The sequence below is a fragment of the Citrobacter sp. Cu231 genome (assembly GCF_030332265.1).
Lineage (GTDB): Bacteria > Pseudomonadota > Gammaproteobacteria > Enterobacterales > Enterobacteriaceae > Citrobacter > Citrobacter meridianamericanus.
This window is the reverse complement of sequence record NZ_JAOWIE010000032.1, coordinates 484,697-501,884: the sequence shown is the minus strand read 5'-3', so window position 1 is coordinate 501,884 and position 17,188 is coordinate 484,697. Positions and strand designations below refer to the sequence as shown.

The following is a 17,188-nucleotide window of genomic DNA, read 5'->3' as shown; positions in this document are numbered from 1 at the left end:
GGCGCTATGGTAGCGCCTCCGTTCGGGAGATTAAAGAGGCTCAACGTGGCAGCAGGCAGTTATCTTCTTTCCAGCCGTATAGCCATTCCATTGCGCGATAAAATTCCGCCTGCGATTTGTCTTTCCATAACAGATTACGCACCTGACGCTCGACGCCTGCGGCGTGGTAAACACGCCCCATTTCGCGTGTTGACCAGACAATGCGTGCCGTGCGTGGAATACGCACCGACTCATACAAAGCAAAGGCATCAGCCGCATCACCGTCACACTGGTGTATCGCCCTACCGAGGGTGACGGCATCTTCCAGCGCCATACAGGCCCCCTGCGCCATATATTGCGCCACCGGATGCGCGGCGTCCCCTACCAGGGTAATTCGGTCACTACCCCATTTATCTACCGGTTCGCGGTCAGCGGTTGACCAGCGACGCCATGACGTTGGTTTATCCAGCATCTGACGCGGACGCGCATGGATCCCGGCAAAATAGGAGAGCACTTCCTCTTTACTGCCATCCTTCACGCCCCACTCTTCCTGCTGACGACTGTGGAAGGTCACCACCAGGTTGTATTGTTTACCGCCACGCAGTGGATAGTGCACCAGGTGACAATGCGGTCCGGCCCACAGCACCGGCGCGTTAATGCGCAAATCTTCCGGCATATCATCACAATCAATCACGGCACGATAAACGACGTGCCCGGTCACGCGTGGCGCATCGCCAATCAGATACTGACGAACAACCGACTTCACGCCGTCACAGCCCACCAGGATATCCGCCGTCCAGCTGTTGCCCTGCTCGTCAAAGACCGTTACGTCATCTTCTGTCTGGCGAATATCCACCACGTTAGTTGACGTGCGATACTCAACGTTGGGATGAACCAGCGCCGCTTCCCAGACGCTGGCGTGAATATCCACCCGATGGATAACCGCATAAGGACCGCCAAAGTGATCGCGAAACGCCTGCCCGGTTTCAATGCGTACCACCTCTTTGGCGTTTACCGCATCCATCATGGTGATGTGATCGGTAAAAACGGCACGCTGACGGGCGGCTTCCCCCACGCCGAGGCTATCCAGAGCAGAGAAGGCGTTCGGCCCGAGCTGAATACCCGCGCCAATTTCACCAATCTCGTGCGCTTTCTCCAGCAACATCACTTTAATGCCTTGACGGGCCAGCGATAGCGCGGTCGCCGCGCCGCCAATCCCACCACCCACGATAATTGCGCGTGTCACTTTAGCCATTGTCGTTCTCCTTATCAGGCTGGAATTTTGTCTTGTTGATTCTCAGGCGCGGCGGCGATAAACGCCGGAAGCTGGGTACAGGCATCATATACCGCCTGACAGCGCGGATATCCGCTCAGATCGCAACCCATCCGTAAGGCGTTTGCCCACTGCGGGATCAGACAGCAATCCGCCAGCGTCGGCGCGTCTCCCACGCAGAACGTCCCCGAGTGACTCTGGCGTAGCATCTGTTCCACCGCGCTTAACCCTTGCTGGATCCAGTGGGCATACCAGCGTTTTTTATCTTCTTCACTGACCTTTAGCTCTTCGCTCAGGTAGCGCAGCACCCGCATGTTATTCACGGGGTGGATATCACAGGCGATGGCATAAACAATTTCCAGCACCTTACTGCGCGCCGGGTAGTTAACAGGCAGCAGCGGCGACTGTGGAAAGTGATGATCCAGCCAGTCGGTTATCGCCAGCGACTGTCCGAGCGATTCGCCATCATCGGTGACCAACGTTGGCACCAGCCCCACCGGGTTCATCCGCCGGTAGGCCAGCGCGTTCTGCTGACCGATACGAATGTTGACACCCACCGTCTGGTAATCGAGCCCCTTCAGCGCCAGCGCAATACGCACGCGATATGACGCGGAGCTATTAAAGAAACTGTACAGCTTCATCATCCACCTCAGACAATCTTCACGGCGATGGGGGTTAAACCGTCTACGTTGCCGGTGATCACATCGCCTTTCACCACCGCACCCACGCCTTCCGGTGTACCGGTGTAAATCAGATCGCCCGGCTGCAGTTCGAAAAAGCCGGACAGATAGCTAATGGTTTCATTGACTGACCAGATGAGATGACGAATATCGCTCCGCTGATGATCATCGCCATTAACCTGCAACCAGATAGGCGCACTGTTAACATCCGCGCTTTCACTGGCTCTATGCAGCGGCGCGATAGGGGCAGAGAGATCAAACGCTTTGCCAATTTCCCACGGACGCCCCATCTGGCGCATTTCCATCTGCCTGTCGCGACGGGTCATATCCAGACCGGTGGCATAGCCCCAGATATACTCGTGCGCTTTTTCCAGCGGTATATCACTGCCCTTTTTACCGATCGCCACCACCAGCTCTATCTCATAGTGATAGTTATCGGTCTGCGCCGGGTATGGCAGCGCCAGGATTTGACCGGCTGCTACCGGGACCACCGCGTCGGCGGGTTTACAGAAGAAGAACGGCGGTTCGCGATCCGGGTCAAAACCCATTTCACGCGCATGAGCGGCATAGTTACGGCCCACACAGTAAACACGGTGCACAGGAAATAGTTCATCACTACCAACCACCGGAACGGTAACAGGCGCTTGCGGTTCGAATACGTATTGCGTCATTTTTTCTCTCCCAAATTAATAACGTGCTTCACGGAACAACCCCAGCGCTTCCTGAACCGGTCTGTCCGAAAAACTAAATAAAACGGTGTCTTCGCCGGTCTGGAACGACACGCCGTGCCAGGTTGGGACCACAAAGATATCTTTTGGCGAAAAATTGAAAGTCTCATTACCGATGGTGACTTGTCCGCGGCCTTCCACAACATGGTAGATAGTGCTGTCGGTGGTTCGAGCCATCCGCGAAGTAAAGCCCTTCGGCAACAGTTGCAGGAAGGTCCCCATTGAAGGCATGGGATAGCCGCCGGTTACCGGGTTGACGTAGCGCATCTTGTAGCCATCCCACTCGTCGGCATCGCCGAGGCGAGTCAGGTCATGCAGCGCTTCACGACTGCGATCGTAGCGATAATTAAAAATTGGCGATGAGTTACCTTTCTGATGACGCAGCGGCAACATATTGGCTGCATAGCGTGGTAAATAATCTCCTTCCTTGCGCGTGACCGGCTGCTGATCCTCCGGGTAGTCTTCCGCAAAGCCGCAGCCCAGCAGATTCACCAGCGGCAGATCCAGACCGTCCAGCCACACCACCGGTTCACTGCCCGGATTGCCGTGATCGTGCCAGCGCCACTGCGGCGTCAGAATAAAATCGCCTTCATGCATCTGGGTTCGCTCACCGTCTACGGCGGTAAATGCCCCTTTCCCTTCGACAATAAAACGCAGTGCAGACTGATTATGGCGGTGACTCGGCGCAACCTCGCCCGGCATGATTAACTGCAATCCGGCATACAGGGTTGGGGTGATTGAAGACTGACCGCGCAGCATGGGGTTTTCCAGCACCAGTACGCGCCGAATCGCCTCTTTCGCGCCAATCAGATCGCCGCTTTCCAGCAGTAACGGACGGATCTCCTGATAATTCCAGTACGCAGGCGCGCAGTTCGCGTTCGGCGTTGGCGGCACCAGACGGTGCAGCGACTCCCACAGTGGGGTCAGATTCTGCCCGGAAATATGCTGGTAAAACTGCTGACGGCTGTTCTTAACATCCTGATTCAGTTCAGACATAGGGATTCTCCTTATTCATTCACAACGCTTGCACGTGGCAGGGTATTTGAGGCAGAGGCCGACTGGCGGATAACAACCGTCAGTAGCGTAAGCATCACCGCACTGATGGCCGCCGGAACGGCAATGATGAAAAACAAATTATCGAAAGAGAAATTCATTGCCATCATCACGCCGCCGGAAAGCGAGCCGACAATCGCGCCGCAGCGGCCAATCGCATTAGACCAGCTGACGCCCGTGGCCCGGCTCTGTGTCGGATACAGCGTGGCGGTTAACGCATTGAGACCCACCTGCGATCCGCTGATCCCGATACCGGTGCCAAAAATGGCCAGCGCCATCAGCCACAGGCCGTTCTCGCTTAAGCCAATCATGACGATACACACCGCCCCCAGCGCATAGCTCACTGCCAGCACGCGGAAAGGATTGTATTTATCCATCAGTACCCCGAGCGCCAGCGCCCCGAGCGTGCCGCCAATCTGGAAGGCGGCGGTCACCCATGAGGCGTGCTGCAGGTCAATTCCACGATGGTTTAACAGCGTTGGCATCCAACTGGAGAGCAGATAAATAATCAGCAGGCTCATAAAGAACACTACCCATAACATCAGGGTAATGGGCAACTGTCGCCCGACGAACAGCTGGCGGATACTGCCTTTAGCAATTGCGGTGCCTTCGTTGAGATAAAAATGGGTATTGTCATAACGTTCCCGGGTGATGGCGCTAACGGTTCTGGCAATCACGTTAGGCGGCAACTGACGACGAACCTGCCAGCGCGGAGATTCCGGAAGTGCAAACAGCAGAGCGACAAACAGCATCAGCGGTAGAACGCCTCCCAGCACCAGAATGCCGTGCCAGCCAATAACCGGCACCAGTTGCGCACTCACAATCCCGCCCATCGCCGATCCCAGGGTAAATCCACAAAACATCATGGTCACCAGCGCGCCACGCCGCCGCGCTGGCAGGTATTCTGACGTCATGGTGATGGTATTCGGCATCGCACCGCCCAGACCTAATCCGGTAAGAAAGCGCAAAATAACCAGCGTTTGTAGATCGGGAGAAAAAGCCGAAATCAGGCTCAGGGCGCCGAACAGCGCCACGCAGAGTTCTATCACCCGTTTGCGGCCAAAACGGTCTGACAGCGGGCCGCAGAGCAGTGCGCCAGCGGTTAGTCCCAACAGACCTGCGCCAAACAACGGTGCCAGATCGCCGGCAGTCAGCTGCCAATGAGTCCGGATGTCTGGAGCGATGAAGCCGATAGCTGCGGTATCAAATCCGTCGAGCATGACGACCAAAAAACAGCAAATGATGACGCGCCATTGCGTCTTACCGACAGGAGCGGAATCGATCAGTGCTTGTAGATCACGTTGTTGAGTCATAGTGAATGCCTCAGTGCAGGTATAAGTAGATGTCTGTTTTGTTTTAGGTATGTTGCGACTTTGTATGTTTGGAGATGAAATGTACAATGGCTTTTCATGCAGAGGCATAACCTGGAGGTTATAGCAAATGGCTAACTGGGCGCAGAAACTTAAGTTGCATCACCTGCAAACGCTTATCGCACTGGGGGAACAGGGAAATTTGACTCACGTCGCCCGAATGATGAATATCACCCAGCCGGCGCTGTCAAAATGGTTATCACAGCTCGAAGATGAGATTGGCATCACGCTCTTTGAACGCCACAGTAAAGGCTTACGTCCCTCCGAAGGCGGCAAGCTGCTACTGCAGCACGCGCAACGCCTGATCAATGATATGGAACGTTCTCAGGTTGAAATCGCCCGTTTTAAACAGGGCGGTCTGGTAGGAAGTCTGAAGATCGGCTGCTCGCCAGTGGCGACCGACTGCGTCTCACAAGCGATACTGGGTTTGCTTAAAGAACTGCCGACCCTGCATCTTAATATTGAAGAGAAGGTGATGACCCCGCTGCTGCACGATCTGCTCGCGGGTTCGGTGGATGTGGTCGTCGGGCGCGTCGGGGGCCGGGCGCTACAACTGCCGCTCAATTATCAGGTGCTGTATACCGAGCCGGTTTGTTTCGTCGCCCGCCCTGACCATCCGCTGGCAAACTCTCCCCTGCTCACCTGGAATGATCTCGCTGACTGGCGCTGGATTGTCTGGCCGACAGGAACGCCCATTCGCATCAGCATTGACAACGCGCTGGTTGACAACGGTGTGATGCTGCCGGAAAACACGATTGAATCTGCATCAATGAACGTCAGCACCAACCTGCTGCAAAGTAGCGATATGATCTCTATTCTTTCTCTGCGTCTGGCGCAGCGTTATGCCACCCAGGGACAGCTGGCTATTCTGAATTTGCCGAAGATTGAACAAAAAGGCAGCGTGGGCGTATTCTGGCGCAACAATGAAACGCCCTCCACGGCCCTGAGTCGTTTTCTGTATTACCTGGCACAGGTTTAACGCGCTGATTTAGGGGCATCGCCTAATGTTCCCAATGTCTATTTCTCCTATGCTTAGAATTCATGATGTGATCGGTAGCACGTTTTAAAGTTTAATTGTATGATGAATCAGTCTCGTCAAGGGTTCCAATTATGAGCAAAGCACTGAATATTATCTGGCAATATTTGCGCGCATTCGTCCTGATTTATGCCTGCCTCTATGCAGGTATTTTTCTTGCATCGCTACTTCCTATCACCATTCCGGGCAGTATTATCGGCATGCTGATTCTGTTTGTCTTACTGGCTTTGCAGGTGTTACCGGCAAAATGGGTTAATCCCGGCTGCTACGTCCTGATTCGCTATATGGCCCTATTGTTTGTCCCAATTGGCGTAGGGATCATGCAGTACTTTGATCTGCTCCGCGCGCAATTTGGTCCGGTGGTGGTGTCCTGTACCATCAGTACGCTGGTCGTTTTCCTGGTGGTGAGCTGGAGTTCACATATTGTGCACGGTGAGCGCAAAATCGTTGGGCAAAAAGGGTCTAAAGAATGATGTCGTATATCTGGTGGTCGTTACCGCTTACCCTGGCGGTGTTTTTTGCCGCACGTAAGCTGGCAGCACGATTTAAAATGCCACTATTGAATCCGTTGCTGGTCGCCATGGTGGTGATTATTCCGATACTGATGTTGACCGGTATTCCCTACGATCACTATTTCAAAGGCAGCGAGGTGCTGAACGATTTGCTACAGCCTGCCGTGGTCGCACTGGCCTATCCGTTATACGAACAGTTGCACCAGATTCGCGCCCGCTGGAAATCAATCATTGCCATTTGTTTTGCGGGGAGCGTCGTGGCGATGGTGACAGGTACAACAATCGCCTTATTGATGGGCGCATCGCCGCAAATTGCCGCATCTATTATGCCGAAATCGGTCACTACGCCTATTGCTATGGCGGTGGGAGGCAGCATTGGCGGTATTCCGGCTATCAGCGCCGTATGCGTCATTTTTGTCGGTATCCTCGGGGCGGTGTTTGGTCATACATTGCTCAACGCCATGCGTATTCGTACTAAGGCCGCTCGTGGGCTGGCCATGGGTACCGCTTCGCACGCCCTGGGCACTGCACGCTGCGCAGAACTGGACTATCAGGAAGGCGCGTTTAGCTCACTGGCGCTGGTTATTTGCGGCATTATCACCTCGTTGGTTGCCCCATTCCTGTTCCCAATTATTCTGGCAGTGGTCGGTTAACCTTTACTTTTTGCTGATTTATTTGCGATGCGTTGCACATTTTTAATTTAAGTTTCATAAGTTGCACACACAATGGGATTTGGATCACATATAAAGCCGTAACAGGCCCGTAAACTACGATTCCATTACATTGTTATGAGGCATCGCCATGCATCCACGTTTTCAAACTGCTTTTGCCCAACTCGCGGATAACTTGCAAACAGCCCTGGCCCCTGTTCTGGCGGATGTGCACTTCCCCGCTATGCTGACTGCTGAACAGGTCTCTTTGCTGAAACGCGAATCGGGACTGGACGAAGACGCGCTGGCATTCGCTCTGCTGCCGCTGGCTGCGGCCTGCGCACGTACCCCGCTGTCCAACTTTAACGTCGGTGCAATCTCTCGCGGCATCAGCGGAACCTGGTACTTCGGTGGGAACATGGAGTTCCTGGGCGCAACAATGCAGCAAACCGTTCATGCCGAGCAGAGCGCTATTAGCCATGCCTGGTTACGTGGCGAAAAAGGACTCGCCGCGATTACCGTCAACTACACCCCTTGCGGGCACTGCCGTCAGTTTATGAACGAACTAAATAGCGGACTGGATTTACGTATTCATCTGCCGGGTCGTGCGCCACACGCGCTGCGCGATTACCTGCCAGATGCCTTCGGCCCGAAAGATCTGGAAATTAAAACGCTGCTAATGGACGATCAGGATCACGGCTTCGTGCTGCAGGGCGATGCGTTGACCCAGGCAGCAATCACCGCCGCCAACAGATGCCATATGCCGTACAGCAAATCCCCAAGCGGTGTTGCGCTGGAGTGTAAAGATGGCCAAATTTTTAGCGGCAGCTATGCTGAAAACGCCGCCTTCAACCCAACTCTTCCGCCGCTGCAGGGCGCGTTAAACCTGTTGAATCTCAACGGCTATGACTACCCGGATATCCAACGCGCCGTGCTGGCTGAAAAAGCCGATGCGCCATTGATTCAGTGGGATGCGACCTCCGCCACCCTGAAAGCGCTGGGCTGTAATAATATTGAGCGCGTTCTCCTGAGTTAATCGTCTCAATAACGCCAGTTCGTAGGCCAGATAAAGTGTTTACACCGTTATCCGGCAATATGCAGAATGTCTAAAATCCCCTCAATCAGATTGCTGTTTCTTGCGCTACGTCTTCGGGTACAGTAGCCTGATTGAAATTCCATCCAAATAACGAGTTTTCTGCATGTTAAAGCGCGTGTTTTACAGCCTGTTAGTCTTGTCTGGCTTGCTGCTGTTGACTGTGCTTGGACTCGACAGATGGATGAGCTGGAAGACTGCTCCCTACATTTACGACGAACTGCAGGATTTACCCTACCGCCAGGTAGGTGTGGTTCTGGGCACGGCGAAGTATTACCGCACCGGCGTCATCAATCAGTATTACCGCTACCGCATTCAGGGTGCATTGAACGCCTATAACAGCGGGAAGGTAAACTATCTGCTGCTGAGCGGCGACAACGCGCAGCAAAGCTACAACGAACCGATGACGATGCGTAAGGATCTGATTGCTACAGGCGTTGATCCGGCTGATATTGTGCTTGATTACGCCGGGTTCCGTACGCTCGACTCCATCGTGCGTACCCGCAAGGTATTTGATACCAACGATTTCATCATTATTACTCAGCGATTCCACTGTGAACGCGCCTTATTTATTGCGCTACATATGGGGATTCAGGCCCAGTGTTATGCGGTACCTTCGCCAAAAGATATGCTCACCGTGCGAGTACGTGAATTTGGTGCTCGTTTTGGCGCACTTGCTGATCTCTACATTTTCAAACGTGAACCGCGCTTTTTAGGCCCCCTGGTGCCAATTCCTACTATGCATCAGGTACCGGACGATGCACAGGGATATCCGGCGGTCACAGCCGAACAATTACTCGAATTACAAAAGAAACAAGGAAAATAAGCATGGATGTACAAACCCTTTTTGTCGTATTGGCCTTTCTGCTCATCCCTGTGTTTTGTTTCCGTGAAGCCTGGAAAGGCTGGCGTACTGGCGCGGTAGATAAAATTAAGAAGAATGCGCGTGAGCCGGTTTATGCCTACCGGAATGAAGCCCCATTACAGTTCTGGTCTTATGTATTGGTTTATGCCGGATGCGGATGTTTATCTTTCGGTATGGTTATTTATTTAGTCTTTTATCGCTAAAGAGATTACCGTTATATTAGCGCTTGAGAATAGCTAATATTATGATAATGGTTAACATTTCAATATAAGGGATTAATGCTGCGCGCCAGCATTTCCCTCAAACTATCTTCTATTTGTGAATCTTTTCACAGAATACTCTTCCTGCAGTGCTTAGCCTTAAGAATAGCTTTCTATTTTTATATTTTGTTATTAACAGCTTGCCTTAATTTACTCAAGCATTAAGGAATAAAATATGCCACAACAAAATTATCTGGATGAGCTCACGCCTGCTTTTACCCCATTATTAGCAATAAAAGAGGCTTCCCGCTGTTTATTATGTCACGATGCCCCCTGTAGTCAGGATTGCCCGGCGCAAACCGATCCCGGAAAATTTATTCGATCCATTTATTTCCGCAATTTTAAAGGCGCTGCCGAAACTATCCGGGAAAATAATGCGCTCGGTGCAGTATGCGCCAGGGTTTGCCCAACCGAAAAATTATGTCAGCGCGGATGTACACGTTCAGGTATTGATAAACCGATCGATATTGCACGTCTGCAGCGCTTTATTACCGATTTTGAACAGCAAACGGCAATGAAAATCTATCAGCCAGCGACAAAAAAGCTGGGCAAGGTTGCCGTCATCGGTGCGGGCCCGGCAGGGTTACAGGCCAGCGTAACGCTAAGTAATCTTGGTTATGACGTCACCATCTTCGAAAAACAGGCTCAGCCAGGTGGCTGGTTGCGCTATGGCATCCCTGAGTTTCGTCTGCCGCAATCGGTTTTGGATCTTGAAATTGCCCGTATCGTTGAAATGGGCGTGACCATCACGTGCAATTGCGAAGTCGGCAATGCCCTTTCCGTTGAGCAACTCAAAGCGAATTATCGCGCCGTACTGGTTACCGTGGGGATGTCTTACGGTTCAACGTTACCTCTGTTTGAGAGAGCGAATAACGTTGAAATTGCCGTCGATTTCCTGCAACGCGCCCGGCAAGCCAGCGGCGATATTACCGTCGCGCAAAGTGCATTAATCATCGGCGGTGGCGACGTGGCGATGGATGTCGCCAGTACCTTAAAGTTGCTGGGCTGTCCGTCAGTCACCTGTGTAGCGCGTGAAGAACTGGCTGATTTCCCGGCCAGCGACAAAGAATTCAACAGCACCCAGGCATTAGGGGTATCGATTATTGACGGTTTCACGCCTGTGGCGGTTAACGGAAATCGGGTTTCCTTTAAACACGTACGCTTGCCAGGTGAACTCTCGCTTGAAGCCGAGCACATTATTCTTGCCGTCGGCCAACACGCTCAGCTTGATAATTTTGCCGCGTTAAAGCCCCAGCACAATCTTATCGATACGCAAAACTACCAAACCACCGATCCTGTCCTGTTTGCTGCTGGTGATATTGTTGAGGGCGATAAAACGGTTGTTTACGCCGTGAAAACCGGTAAAGAAGCAGCTCAGGCCATTCATCACTATTTAGAGGGAGCTTGCTCATGTTAACGAAAGATCTTTCTATTACCTTTTGCGGCGTCAAATTCCCCAACCCATTCTGCCTCTCTTCCTCTCCGGTGGGCAATTGCTATGAAATGTGCGCCAAAGCCTATGAAAGTGGCTGGGGCGGTATTGTTTTTAAAACGATCGGGTTCTTTATTGCGAATGAGGTCTCTCCGCGCTTTGATCATCTCAGCAAAGAAGATACCGGCTTTATTGGCTTCAAAAACATGGAGCAAATTGCCGAGCATCCGCTGGAGGAGAATCTGGCCGCAATCCGCCGACTGAAACAGGACTATCCGAACAAGGTTCTGATTGCGTCGATCATGGGGGAAAATGAACAGCAATGGCAGGAACTGGCCCGCCTGGTTGAAGAGGCCGGTGCCGACATGATCGAGTGTAACTTCTCGTGCCCGCAAATGACCTCGCATGCTATGGGCAGCGATGTAGGACAAAGCCCTGAGCTGGTTGAAAAATATTGTCGGGCAGTGAAACGCGGATCGTCCCTGCCAATGCTGGCAAAAATGACGCCGAACATTGGTGATATGTGTGAGGTGGCGCTGGCGGCAAAACGTGGAGGTGCGGATGGTATTGCGACCATCAATACAGTTAAATCCATCACTAACATCGACCTGAACAGGAAAATCGGGATGCCGGTCGTCAACGGCAAATCCAGTATTTCCGGCTACTCCGGCAAGGCCGTTAAGCCTATCGCCCTGCGATTTATCCAACAACTGCGGATGCACCCTGAACTGCGGGATTTCCCAATTAGCGGCATCGGAGGAATTGAAACCTGGGAAGATGCAGCCGAGTTTTTACTGTTAGGCGCGGCCACGCTGCAGGTGACCACCGGGATCATGCAGTATGGATATCGGATTGTGGAGGACATGATCAGCGGATTGTCACATTACCTCGCCGATCAAGGGTTTGACTCACTGGAGGAGATGGTGGGTCTAGCCAATGCCAATATTATCCCCGCTGAGGAACTTGACCGTAGCTACATCGTCTATCCGAATATCCATCTGGATAAATGCGTTGGCTGCGGTCGCTGCTACATCTCCTGTTACGACGGTGGGCATCAGGCAATGGAATGGAACGAAGAAACCCGCACGCCGCACTGCAACACGGAAAAATGTGTCGGATGCTTGCTGTGCGGTCACGTTTGCCCGGTAGCCTGTATCGAACTGGGTGAGGTGAAATTTAAACCTGGTGAGAAAGCGCACGAGTTAACGTTGTAATACTGACAAAAAAGCCCGGTACAGATTGCGCTGTGCCGGGATTTTTGCGTTATACGATTACTTCTTACGCGCGTACTTCAGTGAGTCCAGCGCGACCGCGAAGATAATAATGCCGCCCTTGATAATATACTGCCAGTAAGGGTTCACACCAATGTAGGTCAGACCATAGTTGATAACGGTGAAGATAATCACACCGGTCACCACGCCAAACACGGTCCCTACCCCGCCGCTGAACGACACGCCGCCAACCACGCACGCGGCAATCGCATCCAGCTCATACATAAAGCCGAGGTTGTTGGTTGCCGAACCGATACGCCCGGCTTCGAGCAAACCACCAAACGCATAGAACACGCCAGACAACGCATAGATGATCAGCAGGTTCAGCGCAACGTTTACCCCGGACACTTTCGCCGCTTCCGGGTTTCCGCCGATAGCAAAAATATTCTTACCGAAGCGGGTTTTATTCCACAGCACCCATACAAAGGCCACGGCAATCAGCGCGTAGAAGGTGATGTAGGAGAGTCGGAAACTGCCCAGCGCAATAAAGCCCTGCGCAAAGGTTGAGAATCCGCTGTCGAAGCCAGAAATTGGCGATGCGCCGACGAAGTCGTAGTACAGGGAGTTGATCCCGTAAACGATAATCATCGTACCCAGGGTGGTAATAAACGGCGTCACGTTCAGATAAGCGATGATGATACCGTTCACCAGACCGATAATGGCGCCAATCACGCAGACAATCAGCACCACCACGATAATTGGCATCGTCGCCATTTCCGGGAACACCTTGTTGGCGTTCTCCATCGACTGCAGCAAGGTTGCCGCCACGACCGCCGCAAGGCCAACCTGACGTCCCGCAGACAGGTCGGTCCCCTGGGTAACAATCAGCCCTGCCACACCCAATGCGATAATAATACGCACCGAAGATTGCGTCAGAATATTACTCAGGTTCAGTAAGCTTAAGAAAGTGGGATCCTGGAAAATAATAATCGCCAGCAAAACCAAAAGAACAACGTAAATTCCGCCTTCTTTCAGATAAGTAAGAAAACTTTTCTTATTTAACGCACTCATGAGGAGCCCCTAATCTTAAAGGTGCAAAGACGCAAGACGGAGGATTTCGTTTTGCGTTGTCGTTTTAGTGTCAACAATCCCGGCAACGAGACCATTACTCATCACCAGGATACGATCTGTAATACCCAATAGCTCCGGCATTTCAGAGGAAATAATAATAATCCCCTTATCCTTTTTCGCGAGTTCGGCAATCAGCTGATAAATTTCAAATTTCGCGCCGACATCGATACCACGTGTAGGTTCATCCAGCATCAGAATTTCTGGCTGCGTTAATAGCCAACGGCCAATAACCACCTTTTGCTGATTACCACCAGACAGTGAACCGATTTGTGTACGATGGCCCGGCGTTTTCACCCTCATGGAGTCAATTACCCATTGGGTATCACTCTTCATGCGGGAATTATCCAGCAGACCGACTTTATTTTTATAGTTTTGGATATTGGAGATTAACGAGTTAAAACCAATATCCAGGTACGCGTAAATACCGGTTGAGCGGCGTTCTTCCGTGACCAGCGCAAAACCATGATTGATGGCCTCATTTGCGCTGTGGTTATTAATTTTTTTGCCATGTAGCGTAATTGTACCCGATGATTTCTCACGAATACCAAACAGCGTTTCAACGATATCAGTACGTTTAGCGCCGACCAGACCAGCAATCCCGAGAATTTCCCCTTTGTGCAAATCAAACGAGACATCACGAATTGACGGCTGACGCAGCGAGGTCAGGTTACGCACTTGCAGAATCACTTCACCGGGCTTGTTTTCTTTGTCCGGAAAACGTTGGTTCAGTGAACGCCCTACCATCATGGCGATGATCTTATCCATATCCAGCCCTTCCAGCGGCTGGGTCGCAATCCACTGGCCGTCGCGCAGCACGGTGATTTCATCACACAGTTGGAAAATTTCTTCCATTTTGTGAGAAATATAAACAATACCGCATCCACGTTCTTTCAGCTTACGGATGATGGTGAACAGATGATTAACTTCTTTCTCGGTTAACGATGACGTTGGTTCATCCATGATGACGATTTTGGCGTCATAGGAGAACGCTTTCGCAATTTCAATCATCTGCATTTGTGAAACGGATAATGTGCCGACGCGTGCGCGCGGATCGATATCAATATCCAGCTCATCAAATATCGCTTTGGTATCACGGTACATTTTTTCCTGATCGACAAACATACCTTTGGTGGGATAGCGTCCCAACCACATGTTGTCCATCACAGAACGTTGTAATACCAGGTTTAATTCCTGATGTACCATCGAAATACCATTCTCAAGCGCTTCTTTAGCAGAATGAAAATCGATTTCTTTACCCTGAAATAAAATACTACCGGAATCTTTTTGATAGATGCCGAAAAGACATTTCAATAATGTGGATTTCCCCGCACCATTCTCCCCCATTAAGGCGTGGATCGAATGTGGGCGGACTTTTAAATTGACATTATCAAGAGCCTTAACGCCGGGGAAGGACTTGTTGATGCCGGTCATTTCCAACAAGTATTCGCCTGACGACTGAGTATGTGTGCTGACCATAATTATACCTTGTTGGCCTTGCAGAGTGCGTTATTAAGGGCGCAATGATATTGCGCCCACAGACGGAGTATTTACTTATTGGTAAACTCTGCCAGATTATCTTTATCAACACCTACGTACGGAACACGAACAATTTTGTTCTCAATTTTCCAGTTGGTGCCATCAGCCGCACCTTTGCCATCAGCAAGGTTTTTCGCCAGATCAAAGGTAGCTTTCGCCTGGTTGTTAGCATCGTTCAGCACGGTACCGGCCATAGCACCAGATTTCACCAGCGCCAGTGCTTCAGGCAGGGCATCCACGCCAAATACCGGTACGCTGGTTTTGTTATGTGCCTTCAGCGCTTCAACTGCGCCCATTGCCATCGCATCGTTGTTGGCGATAACCACTTCGATTTTGTTCGCGTTCGGACCGGACATCCACGCATCCATCTTATCTTTCGCCTGAGCGGTATCCCACATTGCAGTATCTAACTGCAGTTGCTCAGTTTTAATGCCTTTGTCGTTCAGCTCTTTAATCACGTAAGTAGTACGTGCTTCAGCATCCGGGTGTCCCGGTTCGCCTTTCAGCAGAACAAACTGAATTTTGCCGTCTTTGTTCAGGTCCCAGTTCGGGTTAGCTGCCCAGTGTTTAGCAATCAAATCACCCTGAATAATACCGGACTCTTTAGAGTCAGTACCGACATAATACGCTTTGTCATAGCTGTCCAGCGCCTTGCGAGAAGGTTCTTTGTTGAAGAACACGATCGGTACGTTCTGCCCGCGTGCTTTTTCAATGACCGTGCCTGCCGCTGCCGGGTCAACCAGGTTAATCGCCAGTGCTTTAACGCCTTTTGCCAGCAGCACGTCGATCTGATCGTTTTGTTTGGACTGGTCGTTCTGCGAGTCGTTCATCAGCAGCTGTACATCTGGCGCCGCTTTGGCATCTTTTTCAATAGCCTTACGTACTACTGACATAAAGTTATCGTCATACTTATAGATAGTCACACCAATGCGGGTATCAGCAGCGTGCGCAGCCGCGCCGAATAACATGCTTGCCATTACAGCAGACAGGGTCAACACCTTCTTATTCATGGTATCTCCGGTTTTAATATGCAGGGTAGTACTTGAGATAAATGCTCGGCAGGCAGAACGTTACTGAAGTGTTACTGAACGCCGAAGCTCACTTTTAAAAATATTTCTTCCGTGTCTGGCAACGCTCCAAAAACAGGCTTTATTAGTTGTTTAAGGCAGCTATACCTCGATGAAAGTGATTATTCACCGTTACATAGTAGTTACAGCGCAACAAACAGTGTCATCATAGCTATCGCATTGTTAATATACTGTGAATTTACTCACATATTGAAAGCGGTTACATCGCGCTGAGTTATTAGTTAGTGATCGATGCCGCATTCTGCCGCAGCGCCACTGAATGGCGACGTACCAGCGTCGGCATAAAGCAATGCGTCGCCTGCGGATCTAACGTACCTGCCGCCCCTTGTAACGCGAGCTCCGTCGCCATTTTTGCCATTGAGGCAATGGGATAACGCACGGTGGTCAGTTGCGGATCGGTGTAACGTGCGATGGGAATATCATCGAAGCCAATGATTGAAAGGTGTAATGGAATAGCAATACCGTTATCTTTTAGCGCGGTCAGCGCGCCGGCAGCCATATTGTCGTTGTAGGCGAACACCGCCGTCAGTTGTAAATTGCGCCCCAGCAGTTCCACCATCGCAGATTCTCCGCCCTGCATATCGGGCGAACCGGTGCCGACCCAGCTTTCTGCCGCCACTATCCCCTGCTCATTCAGGGCGCTTAACCATCCCTCTTTACGCATGGCATCATCTTCAATGCGGTGGCTTGATGCCAGATACCCGATGCGTTGATGACCATTATTAAGCAACATGCGGGTCGCCATTTTGGCACCGCTGATGTTATCCAGGCAGACGCAACGATGGGCGTAACCCGGCACCAGGCGGTTGATCAGCACCATGCCAGGGATCTGATCCATAAACTCAGCCAGCTCCCGATCGCTCAGTGCTTTAGAGTGAACAATCAGTGCGTTACAGCGTTGACGAATCAACACTTCAATGGCGTGGCGTTCTTTTTCAGCCTCATGGTAGCTGTTGCCAATCAGGACGTACTTCTGATGCTGTTGGGCAACCATATCCACGGCTTTTACCAGCGCGCCAAAAAATGCGTCTGAAACATCCATGACCACAACGCCAATTGTGTCGCTCACCTGCGTCGCCAGCGCTTGCGCGTTGGCATTTGGTCGATAGCCCAACTGAGTGACCGCCTTCATTACCGCTTCACGCGTATCGGGACTCACCAGCGCGCTGTTATTCAGTACGCGGGAAACGGTCGCGACCGAAACGCCAGACTGCCGTGCCACATCACGGATGGTTACCATATTCACTGCCCTGTTTTAGATTGCGGTTAACCGCAGACACCCCAGGCTGGA

The 17,188-nt window shown here is 51.6% G+C and carries 17 protein-coding genes; 8 read left to right on the top strand and 9 right to left on the bottom strand.

From position 1 onward, the window contains the following. Positions 1 to 40 precede the first annotated feature (40 nt). From OGY15_RS08860 to mhbT, 5 genes are read right to left on the bottom strand one after another with little or no spacing between them, the layout of a single operon-like run. Positions 41 to 1,234, bottom strand: a complete 1,194-nt coding sequence (locus OGY15_RS08860) for a 3-hydroxybenzoate 6-monooxygenase (protein WP_151219822.1) — start codon at positions 1,232 to 1,234, stop codon at positions 41 to 43. Between the two features lie 14 nt (positions 1,235 to 1,248). Then, the gene (gene maiA, locus OGY15_RS08855) at positions 1,249 to 1,893 is read right to left on the bottom strand and encodes a maleylacetoacetate isomerase (protein WP_187253407.1); all 645 of its coding nucleotides are present in this window, start codon (positions 1,891 to 1,893) and stop codon (positions 1,249 to 1,251) included. A gap of 8 nt (positions 1,894 to 1,901) precedes the next feature. After that, the gene (locus tag OGY15_RS08850; protein ID WP_151219823.1) at positions 1,902 to 2,603 is read right to left on the bottom strand and encodes a fumarylacetoacetate hydrolase family protein; all 702 of its coding nucleotides are present in this window, start codon (positions 2,601 to 2,603) and stop codon (positions 1,902 to 1,904) included. A 15-nt stretch (positions 2,604 to 2,618) separates the two neighbouring features. Beyond that, positions 2,619 to 3,656 carry a gentisate 1,2-dioxygenase gene (gtdA, locus tag OGY15_RS08845; RefSeq protein ID WP_151219824.1) on the bottom strand — a complete coding sequence of 346 codons (1,038 nt, stop codon included), beginning with the start codon at positions 3,654 to 3,656 and terminating at the stop codon, positions 2,619 to 2,621. 11 nt (positions 3,657 to 3,667) lie between these two features. Continuing rightward, entirely contained in the window at positions 3,668 to 5,026 is a 1,359-nt protein-coding gene (mhbT, locus tag OGY15_RS08840; RefSeq protein ID WP_286538944.1) for a 3-hydroxybenzoate transporter MhbT, read from the bottom strand. A gap of 127 nt (positions 5,027 to 5,153) precedes the next feature. Between mhbT and OGY15_RS08835 the strand changes: the two genes are divergently transcribed. The 8 genes from OGY15_RS08835 to preA all read left to right on the top strand — a co-directional run bounded on the left by OGY15_RS08835 (position 5,154) and on the right by preA (position 12,145). Next, positions 5,154 to 6,062 (top strand): LysR substrate-binding domain-containing protein, encoded by a 909-nt coding sequence (locus OGY15_RS08835; RefSeq protein WP_151219826.1) that lies wholly within the window; start codon positions 5,154 to 5,156, stop codon positions 6,060 to 6,062. Between the two features lie 131 nt (positions 6,063 to 6,193). Further along, the gene (locus OGY15_RS08830) at positions 6,194 to 6,592 is read left to right on the top strand and encodes a CidA/LrgA family protein (RefSeq protein ID WP_016153711.1); all 399 of its coding nucleotides are present in this window, start codon (positions 6,194 to 6,196) and stop codon (positions 6,590 to 6,592) included. Beyond that, on the top strand, positions 6,589 to 7,284 hold the full coding sequence (locus OGY15_RS08825) for a CidB/LrgB family autolysis modulator (protein WP_151219827.1): 696 nt from the start codon (positions 6,589 to 6,591) through the stop codon (positions 7,282 to 7,284). The genes OGY15_RS08830 and OGY15_RS08825 overlap by 4 nt, the downstream gene beginning before the upstream one ends. 148 nt (positions 7,285 to 7,432) lie before the next feature. Further along, on the top strand, positions 7,433 to 8,317 hold the full coding sequence (gene cdd, locus OGY15_RS08820) for a cytidine deaminase (protein ID WP_187253409.1): 885 nt from the start codon (positions 7,433 to 7,435) through the stop codon (positions 8,315 to 8,317). Between the two features lie 163 nt (positions 8,318 to 8,480). Then, the gene (gene sanA, locus OGY15_RS08815) at positions 8,481 to 9,200 is read left to right on the top strand and encodes an outer membrane permeability protein SanA (RefSeq protein ID WP_286538943.1); all 720 of its coding nucleotides are present in this window, start codon (positions 8,481 to 8,483) and stop codon (positions 9,198 to 9,200) included. A 2-nt stretch (positions 9,201 to 9,202) separates the two neighbouring features. Beyond that, positions 9,203 to 9,442 carry a DUF2542 family protein gene (locus tag OGY15_RS08810; protein WP_005129200.1) on the top strand — a complete coding sequence of 80 codons (240 nt, stop codon included), beginning with the start codon at positions 9,203 to 9,205 and terminating at the stop codon, positions 9,440 to 9,442. Positions 9,443 to 9,674: 232 nt separating this feature from the next. Then, complete coding sequence (locus tag OGY15_RS08805) at positions 9,675 to 10,916, top strand: NAD(P)-dependent oxidoreductase (protein WP_210904564.1); 1,242 nt, start codon at positions 9,675 to 9,677, stop codon at positions 10,914 to 10,916. Continuing rightward, positions 10,910 to 12,145, top strand: a complete 1,236-nt coding sequence (gene preA, locus OGY15_RS08800) for an NAD-dependent dihydropyrimidine dehydrogenase subunit PreA (RefSeq protein WP_210904563.1) — start codon at positions 10,910 to 10,912, stop codon at positions 12,143 to 12,145. Before OGY15_RS08805 ends, preA begins: the two co-directional genes overlap by 7 nt. 57 nt (positions 12,146 to 12,202) lie before the next feature. On the opposite strand, the gene mglC is transcribed toward preA, so the two are convergent. From mglC to galS, 4 genes are all read right to left on the bottom strand, one after another. Further along, positions 12,203 to 13,213 carry a galactose/methyl galactoside ABC transporter permease MglC gene (mglC, locus tag OGY15_RS08795; RefSeq protein ID WP_003027393.1) on the bottom strand — a complete coding sequence of 337 codons (1,011 nt, stop codon included), beginning with the start codon at positions 13,211 to 13,213 and terminating at the stop codon, positions 12,203 to 12,205. Positions 13,214 to 13,228: 15 nt separating this feature from the next. Then, positions 13,229 to 14,749, bottom strand: a complete 1,521-nt coding sequence (mglA, locus tag OGY15_RS08790) for a galactose/methyl galactoside ABC transporter ATP-binding protein MglA (RefSeq protein ID WP_005129207.1) — start codon at positions 14,747 to 14,749, stop codon at positions 13,229 to 13,231. Between the two features lie 71 nt (positions 14,750 to 14,820). Then, positions 14,821 to 15,819 (bottom strand): galactose/glucose ABC transporter substrate-binding protein MglB, encoded by a 999-nt coding sequence (mglB, locus tag OGY15_RS08785; RefSeq protein ID WP_003027399.1) that lies wholly within the window; start codon positions 15,817 to 15,819, stop codon positions 14,821 to 14,823. 295 nt (positions 15,820 to 16,114) lie between these two features. Further along, a complete protein-coding gene (galS, locus tag OGY15_RS08780) occupies positions 16,115 to 17,137 on the bottom strand; it encodes an HTH-type transcriptional regulator GalS (protein WP_151219832.1) in 1,023 nt (340 codons plus the stop codon). Positions 17,138 to 17,188: the final 51 nt, after the last annotated feature.

What these genes read in the sequence shown, in the direction of transcription:
- OGY15_RS08860 (WP_151219822.1), bottom strand. Translation starts at nt 1,234, where the DNA reads ATGGCTAAAGTGACACGCGCAATTATCGTGGGTGGTGGGATTGGCGGC.
- maiA (WP_187253407.1), bottom strand. Translation starts at nt 1,893, where the DNA reads ATGAAGCTGTACAGTTTCTTTAATAGCTCCGCGTCATATCGCGTGCGT.
- OGY15_RS08850 (WP_151219823.1), bottom strand. Translation starts at nt 2,603, where the DNA reads ATGACGCAATACGTATTCGAACCGCAAGCGCCTGTTACCGTTCCGGTG.
- gtdA (WP_151219824.1), bottom strand. Translation starts at nt 3,656, where the DNA reads ATGTCTGAACTGAATCAGGATGTTAAGAACAGCCGTCAGCAGTTTTAC.
- mhbT (WP_286538944.1), bottom strand. Translation starts at nt 5,026, where the DNA reads ATGACTCAACAACGTGATCTACAAGCACTGATCGATTCCGCTCCTGTC.
- OGY15_RS08835 (WP_151219826.1), top strand. Translation starts at nt 5,154, where the DNA reads ATGGCTAACTGGGCGCAGAAACTTAAGTTGCATCACCTGCAAACGCTT.
- OGY15_RS08830 (WP_016153711.1), top strand. Translation starts at nt 6,194, where the DNA reads ATGAGCAAAGCACTGAATATTATCTGGCAATATTTGCGCGCATTCGTC.
- OGY15_RS08825 (WP_151219827.1), top strand. Translation starts at nt 6,589, where the DNA reads ATGATGTCGTATATCTGGTGGTCGTTACCGCTTACCCTGGCGGTGTTT.
- cdd (WP_187253409.1), top strand. Translation starts at nt 7,433, where the DNA reads ATGCATCCACGTTTTCAAACTGCTTTTGCCCAACTCGCGGATAACTTG.
- sanA (WP_286538943.1), top strand. Translation starts at nt 8,481, where the DNA reads ATGTTAAAGCGCGTGTTTTACAGCCTGTTAGTCTTGTCTGGCTTGCTG.
- OGY15_RS08810 (WP_005129200.1), top strand. Translation starts at nt 9,203, where the DNA reads ATGGATGTACAAACCCTTTTTGTCGTATTGGCCTTTCTGCTCATCCCT.
- OGY15_RS08805 (WP_210904564.1), top strand. Translation starts at nt 9,675, where the DNA reads ATGCCACAACAAAATTATCTGGATGAGCTCACGCCTGCTTTTACCCCA.
- preA (WP_210904563.1), top strand. Translation starts at nt 10,910, where the DNA reads ATGTTAACGAAAGATCTTTCTATTACCTTTTGCGGCGTCAAATTCCCC.
- mglC (WP_003027393.1), bottom strand. Translation starts at nt 13,213, where the DNA reads ATGAGTGCGTTAAATAAGAAAAGTTTTCTTACTTATCTGAAAGAAGGC.
- mglA (WP_005129207.1), bottom strand. Translation starts at nt 14,749, where the DNA reads ATGGTCAGCACACATACTCAGTCGTCAGGCGAATACTTGTTGGAAATG.
- mglB (WP_003027399.1), bottom strand. Translation starts at nt 15,819, where the DNA reads ATGAATAAGAAGGTGTTGACCCTGTCTGCTGTAATGGCAAGCATGTTA.
- galS (WP_151219832.1), bottom strand. Translation starts at nt 17,137, where the DNA reads ATGGTAACCATCCGTGATGTGGCACGGCAGTCTGGCGTTTCGGTCGCG.